26 protein-coding genes are annotated in these 23,652 nt (G+C 65.1%); 15 read left to right on the forward strand and 11 right to left on the reverse strand.

Annotated elements, in window-relative coordinates; all coding sequences use genetic code 11:
* The 7 genes from KIH27_RS11710 to KIH27_RS11740 all read left to right on the forward strand — a co-directional run.
* Nucleotides 1-566: primase-like DNA-binding domain-containing protein (locus KIH27_RS11710; protein WP_250149989.1), on the forward strand; the 566-nt coding region annotated here is incomplete at its 5' end.
* A gap of 716 nt (nucleotides 567-1,282) precedes the next feature.
* On the forward strand, nucleotides 1,283-2,737 hold the full coding sequence (locus KIH27_RS11715; protein WP_214093126.1) for a terminase large subunit domain-containing protein: 1,455 nt from the start codon (nucleotides 1,283-1,285) through the stop codon (nucleotides 2,735-2,737).
* Nucleotides 2,734-4,092, forward strand: a complete 1,359-nt coding sequence (locus KIH27_RS11720) for a phage portal protein (protein WP_307856852.1) — start codon at nucleotides 2,734-2,736, stop codon at nucleotides 4,090-4,092. Before KIH27_RS11715 ends, KIH27_RS11720 begins: the two co-directional genes overlap by 4 nt.
* Nucleotides 4,093-4,112: 20 nt before the next feature.
* Nucleotides 4,113-4,574 carry a hypothetical protein gene (locus tag KIH27_RS11725; protein WP_214093127.1) on the forward strand — a complete coding sequence of 154 codons (462 nt, stop codon included), beginning with the start codon at nucleotides 4,113-4,115 and terminating at the stop codon, nucleotides 4,572-4,574.
* A gap of 112 nt (nucleotides 4,575-4,686) precedes the next feature.
* Complete coding sequence (locus tag KIH27_RS11730) at nucleotides 4,687-5,556, forward strand: phage major capsid protein (protein ID WP_214093128.1); 870 nt, start codon at nucleotides 4,687-4,689, stop codon at nucleotides 5,554-5,556.
* A 2-nt stretch (nucleotides 5,557-5,558) separates the two neighbouring features.
* Nucleotides 5,559-5,873, forward strand: coding sequence for a hypothetical protein (locus tag KIH27_RS11735; protein WP_214093129.1), 315 nt, complete (start codon nucleotides 5,559-5,561; stop codon nucleotides 5,871-5,873).
* Nucleotides 5,870-6,205, forward strand: a complete 336-nt coding sequence (locus tag KIH27_RS11740) for a hypothetical protein (RefSeq protein WP_214093130.1) — start codon at nucleotides 5,870-5,872, stop codon at nucleotides 6,203-6,205. The genes KIH27_RS11735 and KIH27_RS11740 overlap by 4 nt, the downstream gene beginning before the upstream one ends.
* A 694-nt stretch (nucleotides 6,206-6,899) precedes the next feature.
* Here the strand turns inward: KIH27_RS11740 and KIH27_RS11745 are convergent.
* From KIH27_RS11745 to KIH27_RS11755, 3 genes are read right to left on the reverse strand one after another with little or no spacing between them, the layout of a single operon-like run.
* The gene (locus tag KIH27_RS11745; RefSeq protein WP_214093131.1) at nucleotides 6,900-7,226 is read right to left on the reverse strand and encodes a CDGP domain-containing protein; all 327 of its coding nucleotides are present in this window, start codon (nucleotides 7,224-7,226) and stop codon (nucleotides 6,900-6,902) included.
* A gap of 35 nt (nucleotides 7,227-7,261) precedes the next feature.
* Nucleotides 7,262-7,657 (reverse strand): PPOX class F420-dependent oxidoreductase, encoded by a 396-nt coding sequence (locus KIH27_RS11750; protein WP_214093132.1) that lies wholly within the window; start codon nucleotides 7,655-7,657, stop codon nucleotides 7,262-7,264.
* Nucleotides 7,654-8,277, reverse strand: coding sequence for a TetR/AcrR family transcriptional regulator (locus tag KIH27_RS11755; RefSeq protein WP_443677225.1), 624 nt, complete (start codon nucleotides 8,275-8,277; stop codon nucleotides 7,654-7,656). The genes KIH27_RS11750 and KIH27_RS11755 overlap by 4 nt, the downstream gene beginning before the upstream one ends.
* 102 nt (nucleotides 8,278-8,379) lie before the next feature.
* Between KIH27_RS11755 and KIH27_RS11760 the strand changes: the two genes are divergently transcribed.
* The 6 genes from KIH27_RS11760 (at nucleotide 8,380) to KIH27_RS11785 (ending at nucleotide 13,141) form a co-directional block, all read left to right on the forward strand.
* Nucleotides 8,380-9,183 (forward strand): SDR family NAD(P)-dependent oxidoreductase, encoded by an 804-nt coding sequence (locus tag KIH27_RS11760; RefSeq protein ID WP_250149990.1) that lies wholly within the window; start codon nucleotides 8,380-8,382, stop codon nucleotides 9,181-9,183.
* Nucleotides 9,183-10,079 carry an NmrA family NAD(P)-binding protein gene (locus tag KIH27_RS11765; RefSeq protein ID WP_214093133.1) on the forward strand — a complete coding sequence of 299 codons (897 nt, stop codon included), beginning with the start codon at nucleotides 9,183-9,185 and terminating at the stop codon, nucleotides 10,077-10,079. Before KIH27_RS11760 ends, KIH27_RS11765 begins: the two co-directional genes overlap by 1 nt.
* Before the next feature lie 14 nt (nucleotides 10,080-10,093).
* The gene (locus tag KIH27_RS11770) at nucleotides 10,094-10,525 is read left to right on the forward strand and encodes a nitroreductase family deazaflavin-dependent oxidoreductase (protein ID WP_372451356.1); all 432 of its coding nucleotides are present in this window, start codon (nucleotides 10,094-10,096) and stop codon (nucleotides 10,523-10,525) included.
* Entirely contained in the window at nucleotides 10,522-11,472 is a 951-nt protein-coding gene (locus tag KIH27_RS11775; protein WP_214093134.1) for an NmrA/HSCARG family protein, read from the forward strand. Before KIH27_RS11770 ends, KIH27_RS11775 begins: the two co-directional genes overlap by 4 nt.
* A 35-nt stretch (nucleotides 11,473-11,507) precedes the next feature.
* Nucleotides 11,508-12,005 carry a cupin domain-containing protein gene (locus KIH27_RS11780; protein ID WP_250149991.1) on the forward strand — a complete coding sequence of 166 codons (498 nt, stop codon included), beginning with the start codon at nucleotides 11,508-11,510 and terminating at the stop codon, nucleotides 12,003-12,005.
* Between the two features lie 104 nt (nucleotides 12,006-12,109).
* A complete protein-coding gene (locus KIH27_RS11785; RefSeq protein ID WP_214093135.1) occupies nucleotides 12,110-13,141 on the forward strand; it encodes a fused (3R)-hydroxyacyl-ACP dehydratase subunits HadA/HadB in 1,032 nt (343 codons plus the stop codon).
* Between the two features lie 9 nt (nucleotides 13,142-13,150).
* Here the strand turns inward: KIH27_RS11785 and KIH27_RS11790 are convergent, their stop codons facing one another.
* Entirely contained in the window at nucleotides 13,151-14,815 is a 1,665-nt protein-coding gene (locus KIH27_RS11790) for an ABC-F family ATP-binding cassette domain-containing protein (RefSeq protein WP_214093136.1), read from the reverse strand.
* Nucleotides 14,816-14,917: 102 nt separating this feature from the next.
* On the opposite strand from KIH27_RS11790, the gene KIH27_RS11795 reads away from it, so the two are divergent.
* Complete coding sequence (locus tag KIH27_RS11795) at nucleotides 14,918-15,505, forward strand: HdeD family acid-resistance protein (protein WP_214093137.1); 588 nt, start codon at nucleotides 14,918-14,920, stop codon at nucleotides 15,503-15,505.
* A 144-nt stretch (nucleotides 15,506-15,649) separates the two neighbouring features.
* Nucleotides 15,650-16,168: a DUF4190 domain-containing protein gene (locus KIH27_RS11800; protein WP_214093138.1), complete on the forward strand. Its 519-nt coding sequence runs from the start codon at nucleotides 15,650-15,652 to the stop codon at nucleotides 16,166-16,168.
* On the opposite strand, the gene KIH27_RS11805 is transcribed toward KIH27_RS11800, so the two are convergent.
* Genes KIH27_RS11805 through trpC form a run of 7 tightly spaced genes read right to left on the reverse strand, consistent with a single transcriptional unit; the run spans nucleotide 16,165 to nucleotide 23,586 of the window.
* Complete coding sequence (locus KIH27_RS11805; RefSeq protein ID WP_214093139.1) at nucleotides 16,165-17,055, reverse strand: acyl-CoA thioesterase II; 891 nt, start codon at nucleotides 17,053-17,055, stop codon at nucleotides 16,165-16,167. The genes KIH27_RS11800 and KIH27_RS11805 overlap by 4 nt on opposite strands.
* Nucleotides 17,045-18,463 carry a pyruvate kinase gene (gene pyk / locus KIH27_RS11810; protein ID WP_214093140.1) on the reverse strand — a complete coding sequence of 473 codons (1,419 nt, stop codon included), beginning with the start codon at nucleotides 18,461-18,463 and terminating at the stop codon, nucleotides 17,045-17,047. The genes KIH27_RS11805 and pyk overlap by 11 nt, the downstream gene beginning before the upstream one ends.
* A 60-nt stretch (nucleotides 18,464-18,523) precedes the next feature.
* Nucleotides 18,524-18,859, reverse strand: coding sequence for a TM2 domain-containing protein (locus KIH27_RS11815; protein WP_214093141.1), 336 nt, complete (start codon nucleotides 18,857-18,859; stop codon nucleotides 18,524-18,526).
* 46 nt (nucleotides 18,860-18,905) lie between these two features.
* The gene (lgt, locus tag KIH27_RS11820) at nucleotides 18,906-20,684 is read right to left on the reverse strand and encodes a prolipoprotein diacylglyceryl transferase (protein WP_214093142.1); all 1,779 of its coding nucleotides are present in this window, start codon (nucleotides 20,682-20,684) and stop codon (nucleotides 18,906-18,908) included.
* Nucleotides 20,681-21,493 carry a tryptophan synthase subunit alpha gene (trpA, locus tag KIH27_RS11825; RefSeq protein ID WP_214093143.1) on the reverse strand — a complete coding sequence of 271 codons (813 nt, stop codon included), beginning with the start codon at nucleotides 21,491-21,493 and terminating at the stop codon, nucleotides 20,681-20,683. The genes lgt and trpA overlap by 4 nt, the downstream gene beginning before the upstream one ends.
* On the reverse strand, nucleotides 21,490-22,767 hold the full coding sequence (trpB, locus tag KIH27_RS11830; RefSeq protein WP_214093144.1) for a tryptophan synthase subunit beta: 1,278 nt from the start codon (nucleotides 22,765-22,767) through the stop codon (nucleotides 21,490-21,492). Before trpB ends, trpA begins: the two co-directional genes overlap by 4 nt.
* Nucleotides 22,768-23,586: an indole-3-glycerol phosphate synthase TrpC gene (gene trpC, locus KIH27_RS11835; protein ID WP_214093145.1), complete on the reverse strand. Its 819-nt coding sequence runs from the start codon at nucleotides 23,584-23,586 to the stop codon at nucleotides 22,768-22,770.
* Nucleotides 23,587-23,652: the final 66 nt, after the last annotated feature.

Below are 23,652 nucleotides of genomic sequence, written 5' to 3' on the forward strand. Positions count from 1 at the left end.
GACACCAGTCCACGCACTCTCGATCCGGAAGAGCCGCCATACCCGACGCATCCGGCGCGATTATCAAACGAATGGTTGTGCTCGAAACCGTCAACAAATTCGAAGATAGCCCGGATCGGAAGCTACGCGAAAAGCTGGAAGCCGAACTGCCAGGAATCTTCAACTGGGCGCTCGACGGCCTGGAACGACTCAACGCGCAAGGTGAGTTCACCGAACCGAAGTCATCCCGCCAGTTGGCCGCAGAAATGGATGAAGCCGCAAGCCCGATCACTGAATTCATTACCGAAACCTGCGAACTGGACGAAGCCGGTTTCGTGCCGCGAAGCATCCTGTATTCACACTGGAAAATGTGGTGCGAGCGCAACGGATATTTCAGTGGATCAATGCGCCATTTCCTAGCCCAGATCAGGGCAGCATATGGCCGGAAGATCGTAGAGAGTCGACCCGGTGGCGTAGGGAGCCAGCAACGCGGCTTCTCGGGCGTGGCGCTCGGTGACCGAGTGATCGGCGCAGAGAACGTGATCCGGCTGCATTCACCGGCCAGTCAACGGAGCAAAGCGCCGTGACCAGCGCGTAGACACGAAGCCACCGCCATATCCACGACATATCCACTACCGAAACCGGCTCTGACCTGCACATATCCCTGGTATCCATGTATCCACTTCTTTTATTAGAGAGAGAAAAATAGGTATATGAGGGGGTAAAAACGTGGGAGAGAAAAGTTTTCGAAGTGGGGTGCATTTCGTGGATTCGTGGTTTCGTGCCTGGTCAGAGCGTTTTCGTTCGTGGCTGCACGCGACTGGTATCACTGGACGGGCCGACCAGCCCCAGCGGGACACGACCGGAAGGAACTAATAGCGTGTTGTTACGGCCCTGCGTAGAGTGTGGAGAATTGTCCGAGAGTTCCCGATGCGACGAACACAAAACTACCGATAACCCGGAAGTCAAGGCACCGACAACCGCACGCGGCTACGACCACGCTTGGCGCAAACTGTCAGAGAAAGCGCGAAAACTGCAACCGTTCTGCTCGGATTGCGGGGCTACCGACGATTTACAGTCCGATCACACGCCGGAAGCATGGGCCAGAAAAGCCGCTGGAAAGGCGATACGCTTACGAGATATCGCCGTAGTGTGCGGACCATGCAACCGGAAACGTGGAGCCGCACGCGGCCAGTCAGCAAGGGTGGGGGATAAACCGTCAAAGGGGGGTTAACGACCCGATGGGGGGACTCAAACTTTCGATTACACACGCCAAAACCGCCAAAAGTGAGGATTTTAGAAAATGAGAGCCGGCCCGAAAGGTGCGATTACAGCTAAACCGCTGGATTTCGACCATTATCCAAGTAATCGCGCTCTGCGACGACAGAAATTTATCGAAGACTATCTGATTACGCCGCGTGGTCACGGGGCGAAAGAGCCGTTTAAGCTCCGTTCGTTCCAAAAGGAGATCATCAAGGGAGCTTTTCACCGAAATATCCGCACTGCGCTAATCAGCATCCCCCGTGCGAACGGTAAAACGATGCTCGCTGCCGCGCTCGGATTGTCTGAAATGTTCGTTGGACCACCGTCTGCCGAAGTTCTGGTAGTCGAATCCGATCAGCGTCAGGCCAATATCACCATGCGGTATGCGAAGCGAATGGTTGAACTGAACCCGACGCTGGATGAACGGATTCAGATTTACGCGGATCGGCTGTATCTGCCGGAAAACGATGCCACGCTACTACCGCTTCCCGCTGAACCCGGCGCTTTGCACGGTCACGACCCTAGCCTGATGGTCGTGGATGAACTTCACGTCGTGACCGAAGACGTGTGGGAAGCGGTTACTTCCGTGGCGGGGAAGCGACCAGAATCGTTGACTCTGGCGATTTCGACTCCAGCTGACTCTGCTGATTCGGTGATGTGGCGGCTAGTTGAACATGGCCGATCCGGCATAGATTCGTCTTTTTACTTCAAGGAGTATTCCGCTCCCCCTGGCTGTGACGTTGACGACCGGAAAGCCTGGCGGGAAGCAAATCCTGCTCTCGCGTGTCATCACCCGTTTCTGTCGGAAGATGGCCTAGAAGCTGTTTTGAAGACTATCCGCGAACCGGTTTTTCGCCAGTTGCGGCTAGGCCAGTGGGTTACCGGTGTGGAGTCCTGGCTTCCGTGGGGAACGTGGGCCGAATGCCAGAAGCGCCGGGATATCAAACCTGGCGAGCGCGTGGTTTTGGCTTTTGACGGTTCCGCGTCCGGTGACTCTACGGCGCTGGTCGGTTGCACGATGGACGGTTACGTTTGGCTTGAGGGTATTTGGGAGAATCCCGGCGACGACCGCTGGCGCGTTCCGCGTGAAGATGTCAGTAACGCGGTCGATCTGGCTTTCCAGAAATACGAGGTTGTCGAACTGGCGTGTGATCCGTGGGGATGGCGGTCGGAAATCGAAGCGTGGGCGAAACGTCACGGAGAGCGTCAGGTGATCGAATGGAATACCGCGACGGCTGCCCGAATGGCACCGGCAACGGATCGGCTGTATCAGGCTGTCGTGACTAAGGCGATGACGCACGACGGCGACGAACGGCTTTCTAACCACGTCCTGCATTGCGTGGCGAAGCGGACTCCTATGGGCGATTTGGTGAGTAAGGATAAGCGTGGTTCGCCGCGCAAGATTGACGCGGCGGTGGCTGCTATTGTGGCTTATGATAGGACCGCGTGGCATTCGACACGGACGACCAGAAGACGAACTAGGAGTTTCGCGTGACCGCACCGAATCCAATCAGTAATTTCGATCTTCTGCAAAATCTGCTTCAAAAGTTAGATGAGCCAATCGGGCGATATTCGCTTCTTGACGCTTATTACGACGGAGCGCAGCCGCTCGCTTTCTTGAGTCCCGAAGCGAAGATTGCGCTCGGGGATAGGTTCGGTCGCATGGCATCGAATATCCCCCGTTTGTCGGTTACCGCACTGGCTGAACGTTTGCGGATCACCGGTTTCTCGGATAAATCGCTTTGGGAAGATTGGATCAGAAACGACCTAGATCAGCAATCAGCGGTCGCGCACCGGGAAGCATTGCTGCTCGGGGATTCGTACGCGATTGTGTGGGCTGATCTGGCGGGACAACCGAACGTAACCGTCGAATCCGCGAAACAGGTCACGATTCAGGTTGACCCCGGAACACGCGAAATCGTTGCCGCCGTGAAGCGGTGGGAAACCGACAACACGACCGAAGCGGTTTTGTTCCTGCCGGATCAGATCGTTCGGTTCAGCGCGAACCACGTTGGCGCAACTGTCGGTTTCAAGGTCACGAAAGAAATTGATAATCCGCTCGGCGTGGTCCCCGTCGTGAACCTCCGGAATTCGGATCGGATTCTGGACGATTACGGTTCCAGCGAGATTGACGACCTTATGCCGTTGTGCGACGGCCTGAACAAATCGCTAACTGACATGATGACAACCAGCGAATATGTCGGTAGGCCGCGCCGATGGGCAACGGGCATCGAACTTGAAGAGCAGGAAGTTCTAGACGACGACGGAAACCCGATTCTCGAAAATGGTCAGCCCGTCATGGACGCGGTAAATCCGATCCCCGAGGGAAACCGGGCGATGATTTCCGAATCGCCTGACGCGAAATTCGGACAATTGCCTTCCGCTGACCTGGCGGGATACGACGCTTCCGTGCGCGTGCTGCTCGGGCAGATCATGGCCGTTTCCACGCTCCCGGCGCACTACGTCGGCGTGTTTGCCGATCAGCCGACCAGCGCCGACGCTCTGCGGGCCAGCGAAGCCAGCCTGACGGCCAGGGCCGAAGCGCGTCAGCAGACGTTCGGGCGAGCGTGGGAGCAGACGGCGAAATTGATGCTGGCCGTGCGCGACGGTTTCGATCCCCGGCTGATTCCTGACGTTCGCGTTCAGTGGGCCGACGCGGCAACGCGAAGCGTAGCGCAGGAAGCCGACGCGACTGTGAAGCTGTATCAGGTCGGCCTACTCCCCCGAGATTTTGCGCTGAAAAAGCTCGGATACTCCGATACCGAGATTTCGGAGATTCGTGCGGCCGGCCAGTTCGCGCAGAATCAGCGCGGCTCTATCTCGCAATATCCCGTAATGCCAACTAGCTAGACGATAGAAGGATCGGAAAAATGGCCCGTAATGATGAGCGCGTTTCTGAAGGTTTCAGCGCGGAATCGGATAACGACGTACCCGCAAACGCGACCACCGACGACGCCGATTCGACTGACGGCGAAAACACGGCAGACGGCGAAAGCGCAAACGGGGCAGATACGTTCAGCCGTACCTACGTCGAAAAATTGCGTCGTGAAAGCGCCGGATATCGAGAACGAGCGCAGAAAGCCGATGAACTGGCGCAACGCTTGCACGTCGCGCTGACCGCTGCCACCGGAAAGCTAGCCGACCCGACCGACCTACCATTCGACGCGACGCACCTAGACGACCCGGACGCACTGGCCGCTGCTGTGGACGCTCTGCTGGCGGGAAAGCCGCACCTGGCAACGCGGCGCGTTACTGGCGACGTGGGTCAGGGCAATCGGGGCAATTCGGTTGACCCGGTGAATTTGCACGCCATGCTTCGCGCTCGGGCGTGAATTCCTGCTACTATCGACGGTATATCGCGCCTGGCGTGCGATTGACGTGAAACGTCCCGGTGGCGTGGAATCCCCCGAAAAGCGTACGATTCACAATTAAGGATATTTCACAATGGCCGTCAGCACCGTTTCCGCAAATGAATTGACTCAGCAGCAGGTCGCGCAGATTCTCGTTAAGCCGCTTGAGGAAGCCGCAAAGTTCCTGGCTGCTGGTCCGCGCATTTTTGACACTGCGAGCGAACTTCGAATCCCGAAGCTCGGCGCACCTACGAACGTTTCGTGGGTCGGTGAGAATGAGCAGATTCCCGAAGCTAACCCGGATTTCGATGAAGTGGTTCTTTTGCCGTCCACGATGAAATCGCTGAAAACGCTGACCCGGTACTCCAACGAACTGGCCCGCCAGTCGGTTGTAGCTCTGGACGCCGCTTTGCGGGATCGGCTGGTTACCGACGTTGCCGCCGTTCTGGACGGGCAGCTCTTCGGCGCTTCCGGCGACGGGACGACCACGCCGCAGGGTTTGTTCGCGTGGGCCGGTACGCAAGACCTCGCTGTGGCCGGTCCTCTGGAACTGGATGATTTGCACGACGCGGAAGCTCTGGCGCTCGGAGAGAACGTGAATCCGGCGAATTTGAAGTGGATTATGCGGAGCCGCGAACTGATTGATCTTCGCAAGATCAAGGATTCCACCGGGCAGTACATCGTTCAGTCTGACGTTACTGCCGCTGGCGGGTACACACTGCTCGGGCATCCGGTGATCGTGTCCAATCGGATTCCTGACACCGGCGATTCCACGCCTACCGGTCGGGCCGCTTTGGTCGATTTCAGTCAGATTGCGGTTGCGCGTGACGTTGCGCCGACCGTGAAGATTCTGGATCAGACTTACGGCGATTTCGACCAGATGGCGCTTCGCGTGGTTTGCCGTTACGACGCTAAGCCGCTGAACGCGGAAGCCGTCGTGAAGCTGACCGGAATCACCATCTGATAATGGCCGCTGTCACCGGCCAGACGGTCGCTGATTTTCTCGGCGGGGGCGACGATACAGGATTAGTCGCCCTCGCCGGGAGCCACGCGGCCATCGTTACGGCGCTTGCTCGGGGCTACACGCGAGGGATCGGATTCGACGCTTCGGAGCCGAACGACGAAATCGCCGCCGTGATCGTTACCGCTACGGCGCGATTGGTTGCGAATCCGCAGCAGCTTTCTACCGACGTTGGCAACGTTTCGATTCGTGGTGGTTTCTCCGGTTTCAACCTGGCAGAGCTTTTCGTTCTGAATCGGTATCGGAAGCGTGCGGAATGATTTTCAGCGATCGGGTTACCGTAATCCTGAAAGAAAAGAAGTTCGTTGCTGGTACTGCGACGTTCGTAGAAGTCTTTCGTGGCCCGGTTCCGGGGATCGTTACGACACTCGCCCCTAGCGTGACGTTCGATCCGACTGGAAATAAGGTTCATTCGCGGCTGCAAATCTTTCTTTCACCGTTCGGCTTCGATATTCCGCCGATGCCAGCGTCGGGTAATTTCTCTATGTCATGGGGTCCGTTCACTGCTATTAATGTGGAAGGCATGGTAGAGCCGCACTACCTGAATGGACGATTGCATCATTACGAGATTATCGCTGCTGCGTTTACCTAATTAAATACTTGGGGTGGTTCCGTTGGCGTTAAACCCTAAAATCCAGTCCCTTCGACCGGTCTTTTGAACCGTAGGGCAAGGGATCGCCAGGACCGCATTTCCGAGCGCGAGCGGTCACCTGCGCTGGCGGGACTACCTCAACCTAACTGGCTAATTCGGGTTGCAAATATGCCGGAAGACGATCAGCGTCCCATGGGCAGTAATACTTAACGGCACCAACGATATTCCGATGCCGATTTGCCGAGTCGGGTGCGTCCTGCATTAAATCGTTGTATTCGAATCCCCGATTAAGATAATTGCAAATATCTATGCCAATTTGGCGTGTTATTCGTCTGTGTTCGTCTTCGTGGCCCTGGAGCGGCGTGTTGCCAGCCAGCACGTAGTCCTCATATGCGTCATCGGATCGACTGCTGGGGTTCGGTGTAGGTCTGTCCGGGTCGCCCATCGCCGGGGCTGCGACGGTCAGCGCGGCTGCCAGCAGACCGGCAACGACCGCGAAGCAAGCTCTCATGGTCGGGATGCTACGGGAGCCGGTCGCGTTGGACGCACTTTGGACACGATTTGCTCGCACACGCCGTGATTTGGCGTGACTTACCTTGACATGTTTTTGCTGGTAAACCGTGCTTTTCGGCTTTGACCAGCACCTTGCATTACAGTTCGAATCTCACCGAGGGCACTCCGATTACCCGGCGAATCAGCCGTCGATGTGCCCGGGCTGGCCGAACGGGATGTTGCCGGCGTCGAGGGTGACGCACCGACCGGTCTCCGGGATGTAGCCGCCGATCCCGCCGCTGCCGTTGAAGAACGGCACCGAGGAGGTGTGCCAGCAGCGCCGCCAGGTGCCGTCCGGTCGGATCGGCTCGTCGCACCACTGGGTGGTGCCGAACGCATCGGACTCGCAGCGGGTGTCGGGGTCGCCGGGGATGCCCGGGTCCGCGCCCGCCGGTGCGGTCGGCGTCAGTGCCGTCGCAGTCACAACAGCTCCGATAACGATGCCGCGGAGGGCGGAATTGGTTGCCATGGCTGCACCGTAGTGCCAGGGTACGACGGGGTCCGTCAGTGCACCGTCCGGTGCGGCGGGGCCATGCCGCCGCCTCCACCGATCGAGGCGCCGCCGTCGAGGTTCCAGCTCCAGGAGATCTCCGGCGTGATCCGCAGGTACGGCTGCGGCCCGTCGACGACCTCGGCGGTGCCATAGATCCGCAGATACCGCGGCACCCAGGGCCGCTCTGACAGCAGGTCGTCGATGACGACCGCAACCTTGGGATTGCCGGCCAGCACGTTGTGATGACGCCGGGTCGTGGCCGGCCGGTAGCCCCCGATGTTGAGGTGGGTGCCGTCGAACTCGAAGCCCACCGGCACCACGTCGGGTTGTCCGTCGGGGCTGACCGTGGCGATCCGCGCCAGCCGCTGGGAGCGCAGGTAAGCAATCTCTTCGTCGCTGAAACTCATCGTGCACACCTTTCGTCGTCAGCATTCGAGGTTTCGGATGGGGCGATCAGGGCCCGCAGGGCCGGGGTGAGGACGGCCAGGATCTTCTCGGTGTCCACGTCGCACAGATCCGGCATCCCCAGCAGGTAGCGCTGGCTGGCCACCCCCATCAGCATCGCGCCGAGCAGTGCCGCGCGCAGCCGGGCGTCGGGGGCGTCGATGACGCCGGCCAGCGCGGGGGTGGCCTCGGTGGTGATGTGGGTGCGCAGGACCTCGGCGGCGTCCTCGCTGGTCATGCTGGCGCGCAGCAGCACCGTCATCGGTGAGTTGGGCTTCGCCGACCACGCGGCGAACATCCCCCGCGCCAGGTTCTCGGCGGTCTGGTCGGCGCTGTCACCGACCGCGGCGACCGCCGGAACAGTCCAGTGCACCGCCTCACGGAACAGGTTCTGCTTGGTGCCGAAGTACTGGATGACCGACGACTTGTCGGCGCCGGCGGCTGTCGCGATAACCCGGATGGTCGCGCGCTCGTAACCGAGGTCGGCGAACACCCCGCGGGCCGCTTCCAGGATGCGACGACGGGTGCGCTGGCCCTTGCGCTCGGCGGTGTCGTCGGGCACCACCGGATCAGTCTCGCTCACCGCACCCTCCCGATCGTCGTCTCACCGAAAATTATAGACAAACGTTGAGTTTTATGCATACTGGAAACGGCGCGAATGCATCCCGCGCTTCGAGGAGGATCCATGACTTCCCCCACCACCGAACCGGTCACCGACCGCGGGCACCGGCTGGTCGGCAAGCGCGCGCTCGTCACCGGCGGCAGCCGCGGGATCGGCGCCGCGATCGCCCGCCGCCTTGCCGCCGAGGGCGCGTCGGTAGTGATCAACTACGTCGCCAACTCGGCAGCCGCCGACGAACTGGTCGATGAGTTGCGTGCCGCCGGCACTCACGCCGCGGCACTGCAAGCCGATGTCAGCAACGCCGAGCAAGCGCATGACTTGGTGCGGAACACCGTGGCGAGCCTGGGCGGGTTGGACATCGTCGCCAACAGCGCCGGTATCGAGCATTTCGGGCCGCTGGCATCGCTGACCCCCCGCGACTTCGATCGGGTGTTCCACACCAACGTCGCCGGGCAGCTCTTCGTCACCCAGGCCGCGGTGACGGCGATGGGCCGTGGCGGTCGCATCGTGCTGATGTCATCGGTCAGCGCCCGCATCGCGGTCTACCAGCACACGCTGTACGCCGCGAGCAAGGCAGCCGTCTCGGCGATGGTGCTCAACCTGGCCCCGGAATTGGCAGAGCGCGGCATCGCCATCAATGCCATCGCACCCGGTGGAACGGCCACCGATATGGCCGCCGAGGTCGGTGCGCGCTACACCCCGCCGGCCCTGCGCACCGCCCCGCCCGAAGCGGTGATCGCGTCGATGAACGCCCTGGGCAGACTGGCCGAGCCCGCGGAGATCGCCGCGGTGGCCGCATTCCTGCTCTCCCCCGATGCCTCCTACCTGACCGGGGCCACCATCGACGTATCCGGGGGCTGGGTGTGATGACCGCTTCGGACATGACGGCACTGGTCGTCGGCGCCAACGGCAACCTAGGCCAGCGGATCGCAAAAGCGCTGCGGGCACGCGGCTTACAGGTCCGCTCCGGCGTCCGCGACCCCGACCGCGCACCTGGGCTGCTGCAGGAACTCGGCGAGGTGGTCCGCGCCGACCTCACCGACCCGGCGTCGCTGGCCGCCGCCTGCGACGGCGTTCAGGTCGTGATCTCCGCGGTGCAGGGCGGCCCGGAGGTGATCGTCGATGGTCAGAGTCGACTGCTGGCCGCCGCGCAGCAGGCCGGCGTGACCCGATTCGTGCCCAGCGACTACTCGCTGGACCTGTTCGCGCTGGCACCCGGTGAGAACTGGAACTCCGATGCCCGGCGCGCTTTCGACCGGCAACTGATCGACAGCGGGCAGGGCTACACCATCGTGCTCAACGGATGCTTCATGGAGGTCATCGCGTCACCGTTCCTGGACCTGATCGACGACACCGCCGGCACCCTGTCGTTTTGGGGTGACGGTGAAACCCCGGCCGATTTCACCTCGATGGACGACGCCGCCGCGTACCTGGCCGAGATCGTCTGCGACCCCGGCACACTCAACCGAGTGGTGCAGGTGGTCGGCGAGACCGCCACGATGGCCGACATCGCCCGGTTCTACCGTCAGGCGACCGGGCGGCCGCTGACGCTGCGGTCCCGGGGCAGCATCGCCGACGGGTATGCGGAGTTACAGCGACGTGAAGCCGAAGGTGCCGACCTGATGCGGATCCTGCCGCTGATGTATCAGCTGCCGATGATGTCCGGCCGCGGCCGGCTGGAGAACCCCGAGAACGACCGCTACCCGAACATTGCTCCAACCACCCTCACCGCCGTCCTGCGCGGACCGAGCCCATCCGAGTAGAAAGGCATCCGCCGATGATGAAGAAGGACCAGGTGCTGGCGTTCAACGAACGCAATATCACCGAATTCCGCAGCCGCGGAGGGAAACTCGGCGGACCATTCGAAGGTGCACCAGTGCTGTTGCTGACCACCACCGGCGCCAAGTCCGGCCAGCCGCGCACCAGCCCGATGATGTATTTGCCCGACGGCGACCGGATCATCGTCTTCGCGTCCAACGAGGGCCGGGACACCCACCCGAGTTGGTACCACAACCTGCGGGCGAACCCCTCGGCGACCGTCGAGGTCGGCACCGAGACGTTCCCGGCAACCGCCACCGAGATCACCGGCGAGGAGCACGACCGCCTCTACGCCATCCAGGCTGAGCGTTACCCCGGTTTCGCCGGCTACCAGGCCAAGACCGACCGGGTGATTCCGGTGGTGGCACTGACCCGTTCTACGGCGTCATGAGCACCAGGATCATTGCCGTCACCGGCGCCACCGGTTCCCAGGGCGGTGGGCTGGCGCAGGCGATCCTCGACCACGGTCCGGGCGAACATGGGTTCACGCTGCGCGCCATCACCCGTAACCCGAGCAGCCCCAAAGCCCGGGCGCTGGCTGAGGCCGGGGCGCAGGTGGTCTCCGCGGACCTCAACGACCCGGCGTCGCTGACCGCGGCGTTCGACGGCGCCTACGGCGCGTACTGCGTCACCAACTTCTGGGAGCACATGGATCCGGCCGTCGAGGACACCCAGGCTCGCCACCTCGCCCAGGCCGCGAAGAACGCCGGTCTGCAGCACGTGATCTGGTCGACGCTGGAAGACACCCGCCTGCAGGTTCGACTGGACGACGACCGGATGCCCACCCTGCTGGGCAAGTACAAGGTGCCGCACTTCGATGTCAAAGGCGAAGCCGACCAGTATTTCCGCGACCTCGGGGTGCCCACCACCTTCCTGCACCCGCCGTTCTATTGGGACAACCTACTGACGACGTTCGCGCCCACCGCCGGTCCGGACGGTCGACTGACACTCACCCTACCGATGGGCGACCGGAAACTCGCCGGCATCGCCGCGGTCGACATCGGTCGCTGCGCCTACGGAGTGTTCGAGCGCGGCGGTGACTTCATCGGCAAATCCATCGGGATCGCTGGGGAGCAATTGACCGGCGACGAGATGGCGGCCGCGATGAGCCGGGTACTGGACCGCGACATCACCTACCGCGCGATCACGCCCGAGGCGTTCCGCGCCTCCGGCGCGCCCGGCGCCGCGGATCTGGGCAACATGTTCGCCTACTACGCCGACTTCGAGACGGAGTTCTGTGCGTCGCATGATCCCGCCTTCGCCCGCTCCATCAATCCCGCGCTGCAGACCTTCGAGACGTGGTTAGCCGGAAGCGCCACCCAGCTGACCCTGACCTGACCACTGTCGACCCAACCGAAAGGCGCTCCGCGACAATGAAAGAGCCGATCGACAAGGCGCTGTTGACGCCACTGCTGCGCGACCCGGGCGTCGGCGACAAGTTCCCGTACTTCGCTGCCGAACTGGAGCGAGTGATCGCCCGCTCGGAGACCAACGACACGATGAGCATTCTGCGGTTGACACTCACCCCCGACGGCTCCCCTCCCCTGCACATGCACACCCGCGAAGATGAGATGTGGGTGATCCTCGCCGGTGAGGTGAAGTTCTGGACCGGTGGGCAGACGCTGGCCGACTGCGATTCCGGGGTGGTCTCCGCCGGCGGGGTGGCATACGGACCACGACTGGTCCCGCACACTTTTCAGACCCACACCCCGCAGGCCGAGGTGCTCATCGTGATGACCCCAGGCGGCTTCGAGGATCACATGCTCAGTATCGGGACGACGGCCGATTCCGAGAAGTCCAACAGCGCCGCGGAGATGGCGAGCTTCGGGGTGACGATCCTGGACCGTCCGCCGATCTTCGGTCAGGACTGACTCGACAGCCCGATCGCCGACGTGGAACGCGCAGGTGGTGACACGCTAGGGTGCATGGGTCGGCCGCAGACTAACCCGCCGATAGAACGGTTGGGAGAGAGCTCATGACTGCAGCGCCGGAGGCGTCACCGCTGGAATCGCGGATCGGCCACTACTACCAGGCGGACCGGCCCTACCTCGTCGGCCGGGAGAAGATCCGCGAATACGCCCGCGCGGTGCAGGACTACCACCCCGCGCACTGGGACATCGCCGACGCCGAGAAACTGGGCTACCCGGATCTGGTTGCGCCGCTGACGTTCACCTCGACGCCGGGCATGGTGTGCAACCGGAAGATGTTCGAGTCGGTGGTCGTCGGCTACGACACCTACATGCAGACCGAGGAGGTCTTCGAGCAGCACCGGCCGATCGTGGCCGGAGACGAGCTGCTGATCGACGTCGAGCTGACCGCGGTGCGCCGCGTCGCCGGCCGGGACCTGATCACGGTCACCAACACCTTCACCGACACCGCCGGCGAGGTGGTGCACACCCTGCACACCACCGTCGTCGGCGTCACCGCTGAGGAGATCGACGCCTCGGTGAAGACCGCGGTGCAACGGGCGATGATGCACGACGTCAACATCCTCGACATCGACGAGTCCCAGGCGAACTACGTCAAGACGGTGCGCCCCGAGGGCGAACTGCGGATCGCCACCGGCGGGGACACCCGCACACCGGGCACACCCGCATTCGAGGACGTGCAGGTCGGCGACGCGTTGGCGGTGCACCACACCCGGCTGTCCCGCGGCGACCTGGTGAACTACGCCGGGGTGGCCGGCGACGCCAACCCGATCCACTGGGACGAGGACATCGCCAAGCTCGCCGGGCTGCCCGACGTGATCGCCCACGGCATGCTCACCATGGGGCTGGGTGCCGGCTTCGCCTCCACCTGGTCGGGCGACCCCGGCGCGGTCACCCGCTACGCGGTGCGACTGTCGGCGCCGGCGATCGTCACGGCCACCGAGGGCGCCGACATCGAGTTCAGCGGCAAGGTCAAATCGCTGGACCCGGCCACCCGCAGCGGCGTGGTGATCGTCGGGGCGAAATCCGCCGGCAAGAAGATCTTCGGGCTGGCGACGCTGAACGTGCGCTTTAGCTGAGCCGAGCGGCTACACCTCCGCAACGCACCCGTTCTCGACCCGCCAGGACCGGTCCAACCGGACGTTGGCCAGCATCCGCCGGTCATGGGTGACCAGCAGCAGCGCGCCGTCGTAGCTGTCCAGCGCCTGCTCCAACTGCTCGATGGCCGGCAGATCGAGATGGTTCGTCGGCTCGTCGAGGACGAGCACGTTAGTGCCGCGGGCCTGCAGCAACGCCATGCCGGCGCGGGTGCGCTCGCCCGGTGAGAGCTCGTCGACCGTGCGTTCCACATGATCGGCGGCCAACCCGAACTTCGCCAGCAGGGTGCGCACGTCGGCGGTCGAGAAGTCCGGCACCCACTGCTCGAACCGGTCGACGAGGCGTGCACTGCCGGTGAAAGCCGCACGCGCCTGGTCGATCTCGCCGACGGCGACGTTCGCGCCCAGGCTCACCCGGCCCGCGTCGGGCTGCCGGCGGCCCAGCAGCAGCCGCAGCAGGGTCGACTTGCCGGCCCCGTTGGGCCCGACGATGCCGATCCGCTCACCGGCATCCACCTGCAGCGACACCGGGCCCAGCGTGAAATCCCCTTGCCGCACAACGGCGTTGTCGAGGGCGGCGACGACCGAACTCGACCGGGGCGCCGATCCAATGCTGAATTGCAGTGTCCATTCCTTGCGGGGTTCGACGACTTCTTCGAGCCGGGCGATCCGGCTCTCCATCTGCCGCACCTTCTGCGCCTGCTTCTCGCTGGACTCGGTCTGCGCGCGACGCCGATTCTTGTCATTGTCAGGCGCCTTCCGCATCGCGTTACGCACCCCCTGGCTCGACCATTCCCGCTGAATGCGGGCACGCGCCACCAGATCCGCCTTCTTCTCGGCGAACTCCTCGTACTGCTCGCGGCGGTGCCGGCGCGCCACCGCCCGCTCCTCGAGGTAGCTGTCATACCCGCCGCCGAAGACGGTGGTGGTGTTCTGCGCCAGGTCCAGTTCCAAGACGCAAGTGACGCTGCGCGCCAGGAATTCCCGATCGTGGCTGACCAGCACCACACCGCCGCGTAATTCGGCGACGAACTGCTCCAGGCGGGCCAGCCCGTCCAGGTCGAGGTCGTTGGTCGGCTCGTCGAGCAGCACGATGTCGAACCGCGACAGCAGCAGCGCCGCCAGTCCCACCCGGGCCGCTTGCCCACCGGACAAACCGGTCATCAGCGTCGACTCCGGTGGTAGTGCTTGGGCGTCCATGCCCAGATCGGCCAGCACGGCCGGCAGCCGTTCGTCGAGGTCCGCGGCGCCGGTGGCCAGCCAGTGATCCAGCGCGGCGGCGTAGACGTCAGCCGGATCGGTGCCCGGGTCGGCCTGATCCGGGTCGGCCAGGGCGGCGGCCGCCGTATCCATTGCCAGTGTCGCCGGGGCGCACCCGGTTCGTCGCGCGATATAGCCGGTGACGGTCTCCCCCGGCACCCGCTCATGCTCCTGGGGCAGCCAGCCGACGAACGCGTCCGCCGGGGCGAGGTGGACCGTCCCGTCGAGTGGCTCCAGGTCCCCGGCCAGGATCCGCAGCAGCGTGCTCTTGCCGGCACCGTTGGCGCCGACCACGCCGACCACATCCCCCGGTGCCACGGTCAGGTCGACCCGCTCGAACAGCGTGCGGTGGGCGAAGCCACCGGCCACATTCTTGGCCACGAGCGTTGCGGTCATCGGTATATGGTCGCACCGCGACGTTTTGACGCATTCATGGGGAACTCCCCGACACAACGGCAATCCCGGAAATTGCCCGCTGTGCTGTGCCAGAATTTGCGTATGGGAACAACTGTTCTGCCCAATCTGTGGAAATCAACACTGGTCTCCGGTGTCTTGGCGCTGGCGCTCGGCGCGCTCACACTGGTCTGGCCGGGCCGCACGATTCTCGTCGCCGCCATTCTCTTCGGCGTCTATTTGTTGGTCAGCGGTGTCGCTCAGGTCTTCTTCGCGTTCGGACTGCCGCTGGCGTCCGCCGGCGGTCGGGTTCTGCTGTTCCTGAGCGGGACGGCCTCGGTGATCCTCGGCGTGCTGTGCTTCCGGCACTTCAACTCCGACGAGGAAGCCGTCGCGGTGGTGCTGCTGGCAATCTGGATCGGGGTCGGTTTCATCTTCCGGGGGGTGGCCGCGACCGTCGCCGCGATCAGCGACCCGGCACTGCCGGGTCGCGGTTGGCAGATCTTCAGCGGCGTCGTGAGCCTGCTGGCCGGGTTCGTGACGCTGGCGTCGCCATCGCGGTCGCTGGTGGTCATCGCGCTGGTGGTGGCTATCTGGCTGGTCGTGATCGGTATCGCTGAGATCATCACCGCACTGAAGATCCGTGGGACCGGCAAGAAGGTCGAGGAGATGCTGTCCGGCGAGCCTCGCTGAAGGACAGCCGAAGCTGGACCGCCGTATAAAAGCCCGCGGTCAGCCCGCGCTGTACTGGGCCGATCGTGGACTTCTGGAACGCGGGTACGCTGAGGGACGCCCCCGTTGACACCCGTCTAGACGCCCCGATCCGGAGTCCGCGCGATGCCCCAGTACGGCACCCCCCCACTGCCGCCCGCACCCCCACAGCCCTGGCCGCTCTACCCCTATCCGACGCCGTACTCTGGCTACGGATCGCCGAGTCAATACACCGCTCCGCGGAACGGCCTGGGCATCGCCGCACTGGGTGTCGCCGTTGCCGGACTGCTGACGGCGCTGACCATCATCGGCGGTATCGCACTGGGTGTCGTCGCGATCCTGCTCGGGTTCGCCGGGTTGGCCCGGGTCCGGCGCGGTGAGGCGAACAACGGCGGCGTCGCCATCGCCGGCATGGTGTTGGGTCTGCTGGCGGTGGTCGCCGGGATCGGCTGCATCTTCATCTACATCGGCATCTTCCGGACCGCCGGTGCCGGTGATTATATGGACTGCATGACCAAAGCCGGGTCGGATCCCGCAGCGCAGCAACGCTGCACCGATCAACTGCGCGAGCATTTCGAGCGCACATTCGGCGGCACCGGTGGCCCGTCGGTGCAGGAATCCGATTTACCGGGTGTACCCGCTTAGCGTTTGACGCTGGGAAAGTATTTCAACACACCTTCCTGCACGACCGTGGCGACCAGTTCGCCGGCACGGTCGAAGAAATGCCCGGTTCCCAAGCCCCGGGAATCCGCTGCCACCGGCGAGGACGTCGAATACAGCATCCAGTCGTCGAAACACACCGGCCGGTGGAACCACATGGAGTGGTTCGCCGAGGCGGCGAAGATGCGGTCGTAGCCCCAGGACAGGCCGTGGGTGGTGATGATCGAGTCCAGCACGGTGGTGTCCGACGAGTACACCATCATCGCGGTGTGCAGCAGGGTGTCGTCGGGCAGCGGGCCGTCGGCCTTCACCCAGACCCGGTTGTAGTCGAGTTGCCGGTCCTGGCCGCGCAGCACCCAGGACGGGTCGTTGGTGTAGCGCCACTCGATCGGGTGCGGGGCGTTGACGAAGCCCGGGACGACTTCCTCGTAGCCAACCAGCAGTTCGCGCAGCCTGGGCAGCGCCTCCGGTTCGGTGACCGTCGGAGCCGTCGCACTGTGCTCCAGTCCGGACCCGCCGGACATGTAGGACAGCAGGGTGGTGGCGATCAGCGTCTCCCCCTGCAGCGCGTCGACGCGCCGGTTGGCGAACCGCCGTTCGTCGCGCAGTCGGGTCACCCGGAATTCGATGTCGTGCGCCGGATCCCCGCCGTTGATGAAGTGCACCGACATCGCGGCCGGTGGCAGGTCGACGGTCAGGGTGCGCCCGGCCGCGATGAACGACTGCGCCATCAGCTGACCGCCGAACGTGCGCAGCGGCGTCTTGCTGGGATGGGAGCCGACGAACACGCCGTCGGCGGTGCGGTCCAGATCGAGTATCGCCAGCAGTTCGTCGAAGTCGGTGTTCAGCGCGCTTCCCCCGTCAGACGTCATCCTCCCCGATCCGGTGCACGTGGATCAGGTTGGTCGAGCCTACTGTGCCCGGCGGAGCACCCGCGACGATGACCACCAGATCACCGCGCTGGTAACGGCCCAGGTCCAGCAGCGCCTTGTCGACCTGGCGGATCATCGAGTCGGTGGACTGCATCTGCGGGACGATGAATGTCTCAGTGCCCCAAGTCATTGCCAGCTGGTTACGGATTTCGGGCAGAGCCGTGAACGCGAGCAGCGGCAGCGGGGTGTGCAACCGCGCCAGCCGGCGCACGGTGTCGCCGGACTGGGTGAACGCCACCAGTGCCTTCGCGTCGAGGCGTTCGCCGATCTCGCGGGCCGCGAACGAGATCACCCCGCGCTTGGTGCGCGGCGTGTGGGTCAACGGCGGTGCCGCCGTGGAGTTCTGCTCCACCGCGCACACGATCCGGCTCATGGTCTGCACCGCCTCCAGGGCGTGCTTGCCCACCGCGGTCTCCCCGGACAGCATCACCGCGTCGGCGCCGTCGAGGACAGCGTTGGCGACGTCGGAGGCCTCCGCCCGAGTCGGCCGGAAGTTCTCGATCATCGACTCCAGCATCTGGGTCGCGACGATCACCGGGCGCGCGTTCTCCCGGGCCATCTGGATGGCCCGCTTCTGCACCAGCGGCACCTCCTCCAGCGGCAGTTCGACGCCGAGGTCGCCGCGGGCGACCATCACCGCGTCGAATGCCAGCACCACGGCCTCGAGGTTCTCGATGGCCTCCGGCTTCTCCAGCTTCGCGATCACCGGAACCCGGCGCCCGACCCGGTCCATCACCTCGTGCACCAGGTCGACGTCGGACGGTGATCGGACGAACGACAGCGCCACCATGTCCACACCGAGATTCAGTGCGAACTCCAGGTCTTCGATGTCCTTCTCCGACAAGGCCGGTGCGGACACGTTCATGCCGGGCAGTGAGATGCCCTTGTGGTTGCTGACCGGACCGCCCTCGGTGACGGTGCACACCACGTCGTCGCCGTCGATGTGCTCCACCACCAGGCCGACCTTGCCGTCGTCGACCAGAACCCGGTCGCCCGGCTCGGCGTCGGCGGCCAACTGCTTGTAGGTGGTGGAGACCCGGTCGTGGTCGCCGGGGCAGTCGGCGACCGTGATCCGCACGGTCTCACCGTTGTTCCACTCCACCGGACCGTCCGCGAACCGCCCCAGCCGAATCTTCGGCCCCTGCAAGTCGGCCAGCACACCAACGGCACGACCAGTGGCCTCCGCCGCGGCGCGCACCCGCTCGTAGGAAGCCTTGTGGTCCGCGTGCTCACCGTGGCTGAAGTTCAACCGCGCCACGTCCATACCCGCGTCGACCAGTGCCTTGACCATTTCGGCGCTGCGGGTTGCCGGGCCGAGAGTGCAGACGATCTTGCCGCGTCGATTCACGACGTCAGCATAGTCGGGCAGGCTGAGCCGACCGCTCAGCAAGGTTGGTGTGCGGCCGGGTCAGCGCAGCAGTCGATGCTGCGCATCGCGCACTCGGCCGGTCAAGATCAAGACCGCGTCGATGACGCCCCAGATCAGCGCTACTCCGATTCCGATCCCCCGGGTGGCGCCGGCGATGAACAGGCAGCCGAGCATCTGCGCGATGCCGAACCCGACCTGGCCGAGGTAGATCCGCCCGAACCCGACCAAGCCGAAGAACCCGATCAACTGCAGCAGCGCGGCGGAGACCTTCGACCTGTCGGAGAACGGTTCGCCGCTCACCGGATCCCGGCCGTAGGGCGCCCACGGGTCGGCACTGGAACCGCTCGGCGGCGGGTACCAGGGCGGACCGGTCATGGCTGCAGCATGCCAGATCGGCCGGTTCTCCGGGCCTGGCTCAGGGTCAGGAGGACTCTGCTACCGCATCCTCGGACGGCGCGTCGGTGTCGTCGGTGGCGTCGTTCTCAACCGTGTCGCCTTCGACCGCCTCGGAGTCGTCAGCATCGTCATCGGCTTCGGCAGCGTCAGTGACGGCCTCGTCGGAGTCTTCCTCGTCCGTGTCGTCTTCGACCGTGTCGTCTTCGACGGCCTCGGTCCCTACGGCGTCATCCTCGACGGAATCAACTGTGTCGTCGGCGACGTCCCCGTCTGCGACGGCCTCGGCCGTATCGTCTTCGGCCGCATCGGCCTCTGGGACGTCGTCGGCATCCTCCTCGGCGGAATCGACAGCGTCGTCATCGGCTTCACCGCTGGCGGTTTCGACCTCGTCGGCGACGGTTTCGTCGGAGTCTTCCTCGACCGTGTCGTCTTCGACCGCATCGGCCGCTGTGACGCCGTCGGCATCCTCCTCGGCGGAATCGACAGCGTTGTCATCGGCTTCGCCGCTGGCGGTTTCGACCTCGTCGGACTCGACAGCGTCTTCGTCGGCGTCGACATCCTCCTCGGTCGCGTCTTCCTCGTCGGCGTCGGCCTCATCGGCGTCTTCCTCGACCGCTTCGCCCTCGACAGCGTCGCTCGCGTCCGCGTCGTCCTCGACGACGGCGTCCTCATCGCCGGCGCTGTCGCCGTCGGTCTCATCGGCGTCGGTCGCAGCATCCTCAGCGGATGCGTCCGATTCCGCTGCGGCGTCGTCCTCGGAACTGTCATCCCCCGGCTCGCCGCCACCCGATGCCGCGTCACCTGCGTCACCCGCGACATCGGCGGCCGCGATGCTCGCGATCATTCCGGCGCCGACGGCAACCATCTCGCGCTCCGGCTCTTTGGCCGGCTCAGGCTCGGCCTCGGGCGGCGCCTCTGGCGTCTCGTCGGGTTGCCAGGCGCGACGCAGCGCCTCGGGATCCTCGCGGCCCTTGGTGGCCAGCAGGATGTAGACGACGGCGCCGATGAACACGAACGTCGACGTGAACGAGTTCACCCGGATCCCGGAGATGTGCGTGGCGGTGTCGTCGCGCAGCAGTTCGATGCCGAACCGTCCGATGCAGTACGCCGCGATGTACAGCGCGAACAACCGGCCGTGCCCCATCCGGAATCGTCGGTCGGCGTAGAGCAGCAGCGCGAACACCAGGAGGTTCCAGAGCAGTTCGTACAGGAACGTCGGCTGGACGATCTTGTAGATCTCACCGGTGGAAACGCCGTCGAGCAGGTGCGGGTCCCGCATCCCGGAGGCGTCCTCGCGCCAGAAGATCTCCAGGCCCCACGGCAGCCCCGTCTCGCGCCCGTAGAGTTCCTGGTTGAAGTAGTTGCCGATACGTCCGATCGCCTGCGCCAGAATGACACCCGGCGCGACCGCATCGCCGAACGCCGGCAGCGGAATCCCCTTGCGACGGCAGCCGATCCAGGCGCCCACTGCGCCGAGTGCCACCGCACCCCAGATGCCCAGACCGCCGTCCCAGATGCGTGGCGTGGCCTGCCAGCCGACACCGGACTCACCGAAGTAGGTGCGCCAGTCGGTGGCCAGGTGATAGAGCCGGCCCCCGATCAGGCCGAACGGCACCGCCCACAGCGCGATGTCGTAGATGACGCCCGGCTCACCGCCACGGGCCTGCCAGCGGCGGTCGCCGATCAGCAGGGCTGCGATGATCCCGACGATGATGCACAGCGCGTACGCCCGGATCGGGATCGGACCCAGATGCCACACCCCGCGAGCGGGACTGGGGAAAAAGGTCAGCCAATCCAATGTCATATCTGTGAATTCCTCTGCCGCACACCGGAAGCGAGTTCTTCGGTCAGGGTCCGCAGCGCGTCCGGTCCGGCACTCAGCGCGCTGACCAGCGCCGACCCGACGATCACACCGTCGGTGTAGCCGGCGATCTCCGCCGCCTGGGCGCCGGACCGCACCCCCAGTCCGACCCCGACCGGGATGTCAGAGACCTCCCGCACCCGTCGCACCAATTGCGGTGCCGCGTCGGACACGGTGTTGCGGGCGCCGGTGACGCCCATCGTCGACGCCGCGTAGACGAATCCGCGTGATGCATTGACGGTCTCGACCAGTCGCTGCGGCGTGGAGGACGGCGCGACCAGGAAGATCCGGTCCAGTCGGTGCGCCTCGGATGCGGCCAGCCAGTCCTGCGCCTCGTCGACGATCAGGTCAGGGGTGATCAGCCCGAGGCCGCCGGCTGCCGCGAGGTCGCGGGCGAAGGCGTCGACCCCGTACCGCAGCACCGGGTTCCAGTAGGTCATCACCACGGCGCGGCCGCCGGTGCTGCTGATCGCTTCGACCGCGGCCAGGGTGTCCCGCACCCGCACCCCGCCCTGCAGGGCGACCTCGGTGGCCCGCTGGATCGTCGGCCCGTCCATACCCGGGTCGGAGTACGGGATCCCGACCTCGATCAGATCGCAACCGGACTCGACCAGCGTCCGCATCGCCGCGATCGATCCGGGAACATCGGGGTATCCGGTGGGCAGGTAGCCGATCAGCGCCGCCCGGTTCTCCTGCCGGGTCTGAGCGAAAAGCGGTGCCAGCCCGCCGGTTTCGATCCCTGCGCCGATCACTTCTGGCCTCCGATCACCTCATCGGCGCCGCCGAGCAGGCCGAACCACTTCGCGGCGGTCTCGACGTCTTTGTCGCCCCGACCGGACAGGTTCACGACGATCACCTTCCCCGGACCGAGTTCGGCCCCCAGTTGCAGCGCACCGGCGACGGCGTGCGCGGATTCGATGGCCGGGATGATCCCCTCGGTCCGACTGAGCAGGCCGAACGCGGACATCGCCTCGGCGTCGGTGACGGGCCGGTACTCGGCGCGGCCGTTCTCGCGCAGCCAGGCGTGCTCCGGGCCGACCCCGGGGTAGTCCAAACCGGCCGAGATCGAATGGGATTCGACGGTCTGGCCGTCCTCGTCCTGCAGCAGATACGAGAACGACCCCTGGAAGGCTCCCGGCGACCCGCCGGTGAACGTCGCTGCGTGCCTTCCGGTTTCGACACCGTCACCGGCCGCCTCGAACCCGACCAGCCGAACCTGCGGGTCGTCGAGGAACGCGTGGAAGATCCCGATCGCGTTGGATCCACCGCCGATGCAGGCGACGACGGCGTCGGGCAGCCGCCCGGCCTGGCGCTGGATCTGCACCCGCGCCTCGAGTCCGATGATCCGCTGGAAGTCGCGGACCATGGCCGGGAACGGATGCGGGCCGGCGGCGGTGCCGAAGCAGTAGTAGGTGTCGTCGGCGTGCGCGACCCAGTCCCGGAACGCCTCGTTGATGGCATCCTTCAGGGTCGCCGAACCGGTTGCGACCGCGATCACCTTGGCGCCCAACAGTCGCATCCGCGCGACGTTGAGCGCCTGCCGGTCGACGTCGACCGCGCCCATGTAGACGATGCAGTCCAGGCCCAGCAGTGCGCACGCGGTCGCGGTGGCGACCCCGTGCTGACCGGCGCCGGTCTCGGCGATAACCCGGGTCTTGCCCATGTGCCGGGCCAGCAGGGCCTGACCGAGCACGTTGTTGATCTTGTGCGAACCGGTGTGGTTGAGGTCTTCGCGCTTGAGGAAGATGCGGGCGCCACCGGCATGCTCGGACAACCGGGTGGCCTCGTACAGCGGCGACGGCCGCCCGCTGTAGTGCGTCTGCAGGTCGTCGAGGGTGTCGAGGAACTCGCGGTCGGCGCGCACCTTCTCGTAGGCGGCGGTGACCTCCTCGATGACGGCCATCAGCGCCTCGGGCACCAACCGGCCGCCGTAGGGGCCGAAGTGGCCACGGGCATCCGGGTCATGGGCGCTGCGCTCGGCCACCCCGGCACTGGTGTGCGGAAACTCCGGGTCCATCCGCGACATTCAGCGAGCCGACTTCGGGCAGGACGGGTGCCTGCCCGCACTGACCAGGTCCGCGACCGCCGCCCGCGGGTCACCGCTGGTGACCACACCCTCGCCGACCAGCACGGCGTCCGCGCCGGCACCGGCGTAGGCCAGCAGGTCGGCGGTGCCGCGCACGCCCGACTCGGCGATCTTGACGACCTCGGTCGGCAGGCCCGGCGCGATCCGCGCGAAGCAGTCCCGGTCGACCTCCAGCGTGGTCAGATCGCGGGCGTTGACCCCGATCACCTTCGCGCCGGCGGTGAGCGCCCGGTCGGCCTCCTCCACGGTGTGCACCTCGACGAGCGCGGTCATCCCGAGCGACTCGGTGCGGTCGAGCATCGACACCAGCGCCTGCTGTTCCAGGGCGGCGACGATCAGCAGCAGGATGTCGGCGCCGTGGGCGCGGGCCTCGTGAATCTGGTAGGGCCGCACGATGAAATCCTTGCGCAGCACCGGAACCGACACCGCGGCCCGCACTGCGTCCAAGTCTGCCAGCGAGCCGTTGAAGCGGCGCTGCTCGGTCAGCACGCTGATCGCGCGGGCCCCGCCCTCGGCGTAGGCGGCGGCGAGCTCGGCGGGGTCGGCGATGGCGGCCAGCTGGCCCTTGGACGGGCTCGCACGCTTCACCTCGGCGATCACCGCGATGCCCGGCTCGCGCAGCGCCGCCATCGCGTCCAGCGGCGCGGGCATGGCCTCGGCTGCCGCCTTGACTTCGGCGAGGCTGACGGCGGCCTCGCGGGCGGCAACGTCGGCAAGGACTCCCTCGATGATGGAGTCGAGCACGGTTGCCGAAGTCATGACTGCCGGTTCCTCTCCCGCATTCGGTTGACCTTGATCGAAAGGGTAACGACCGTCACGACGCTC

The organism is Mycolicibacter acidiphilus (assembly GCF_018455725.1).
Classification (GTDB): domain Bacteria; phylum Actinomycetota; class Actinomycetes; order Mycobacteriales; family Mycobacteriaceae; genus Mycobacterium; species Mycobacterium acidiphilum.

What these genes read in the sequence shown, in the direction of transcription:
- KIH27_RS11785 (WP_214093135.1), top strand. Translation starts at nt 12,110, where the DNA reads ATGACTGCAGCGCCGGAGGCGTCACCGCTGGAATCGCGGATCGGCCAC.
- KIH27_RS11770 (WP_372451356.1), top strand. Translation starts at nt 10,094, where the DNA reads ATGATGAAGAAGGACCAGGTGCTGGCGTTCAACGAACGCAATATCACC.
- KIH27_RS11800 (WP_214093138.1), top strand. Translation starts at nt 15,650, where the DNA reads ATGCCCCAGTACGGCACCCCCCCACTGCCGCCCGCACCCCCACAGCCC.
- KIH27_RS11765 (WP_214093133.1), top strand. Translation starts at nt 9,183, where the DNA reads ATGACCGCTTCGGACATGACGGCACTGGTCGTCGGCGCCAACGGCAAC.
- lgt (WP_214093142.1), bottom strand. Translation starts at nt 20,684, where the DNA reads ATGACATTGGATTGGCTGACCTTTTTCCCCAGTCCCGCTCGCGGGGTG.
- KIH27_RS11735 (WP_214093129.1), top strand. Translation starts at nt 5,559, where the DNA reads ATGGCCGCTGTCACCGGCCAGACGGTCGCTGATTTTCTCGGCGGGGGC.
- KIH27_RS11750 (WP_214093132.1), bottom strand. Translation starts at nt 7,657, where the DNA reads ATGAGTTTCAGCGACGAAGAGATTGCTTACCTGCGCTCCCAGCGGCTG.
- KIH27_RS11740 (WP_214093130.1), top strand. Translation starts at nt 5,870, where the DNA reads ATGATTTTCAGCGATCGGGTTACCGTAATCCTGAAAGAAAAGAAGTTC.
- KIH27_RS11715 (WP_214093126.1), top strand. Translation starts at nt 1,283, where the DNA reads ATGAGAGCCGGCCCGAAAGGTGCGATTACAGCTAAACCGCTGGATTTC.
- KIH27_RS11780 (WP_250149991.1), top strand. Translation starts at nt 11,508, where the DNA reads ATGAAAGAGCCGATCGACAAGGCGCTGTTGACGCCACTGCTGCGCGAC.
- KIH27_RS11745 (WP_214093131.1), bottom strand. Translation starts at nt 7,226, where the DNA reads ATGGCAACCAATTCCGCCCTCCGCGGCATCGTTATCGGAGCTGTTGTG.
- KIH27_RS11795 (WP_214093137.1), top strand. Translation starts at nt 14,918, where the DNA reads ATGGGAACAACTGTTCTGCCCAATCTGTGGAAATCAACACTGGTCTCC.
- KIH27_RS11725 (WP_214093127.1), top strand. Translation starts at nt 4,113, where the DNA reads ATGGCCCGTAATGATGAGCGCGTTTCTGAAGGTTTCAGCGCGGAATCG.
- trpC (WP_214093145.1), bottom strand. Translation starts at nt 23,586, where the DNA reads ATGACTTCGGCAACCGTGCTCGACTCCATCATCGAGGGAGTCCTTGCC.
- KIH27_RS11775 (WP_214093134.1), top strand. Translation starts at nt 10,522, where the DNA reads ATGAGCACCAGGATCATTGCCGTCACCGGCGCCACCGGTTCCCAGGGC.
- KIH27_RS11815 (WP_214093141.1), bottom strand. Translation starts at nt 18,859, where the DNA reads ATGACCGGTCCGCCCTGGTACCCGCCGCCGAGCGGTTCCAGTGCCGAC.
- KIH27_RS11805 (WP_214093139.1), bottom strand. Translation starts at nt 17,055, where the DNA reads ATGACGTCTGACGGGGGAAGCGCGCTGAACACCGACTTCGACGAACTG.
- KIH27_RS11730 (WP_214093128.1), top strand. Translation starts at nt 4,687, where the DNA reads ATGGCCGTCAGCACCGTTTCCGCAAATGAATTGACTCAGCAGCAGGTC.
- KIH27_RS11760 (WP_250149990.1), top strand. Translation starts at nt 8,380, where the DNA reads ATGACTTCCCCCACCACCGAACCGGTCACCGACCGCGGGCACCGGCTG.
- trpB (WP_214093144.1), bottom strand. Translation starts at nt 22,767, where the DNA reads ATGTCGCGGATGGACCCGGAGTTTCCGCACACCAGTGCCGGGGTGGCC.
- KIH27_RS11790 (WP_214093136.1), bottom strand. Translation starts at nt 14,815, where the DNA reads ATGACCGCAACGCTCGTGGCCAAGAATGTGGCCGGTGGCTTCGCCCAC.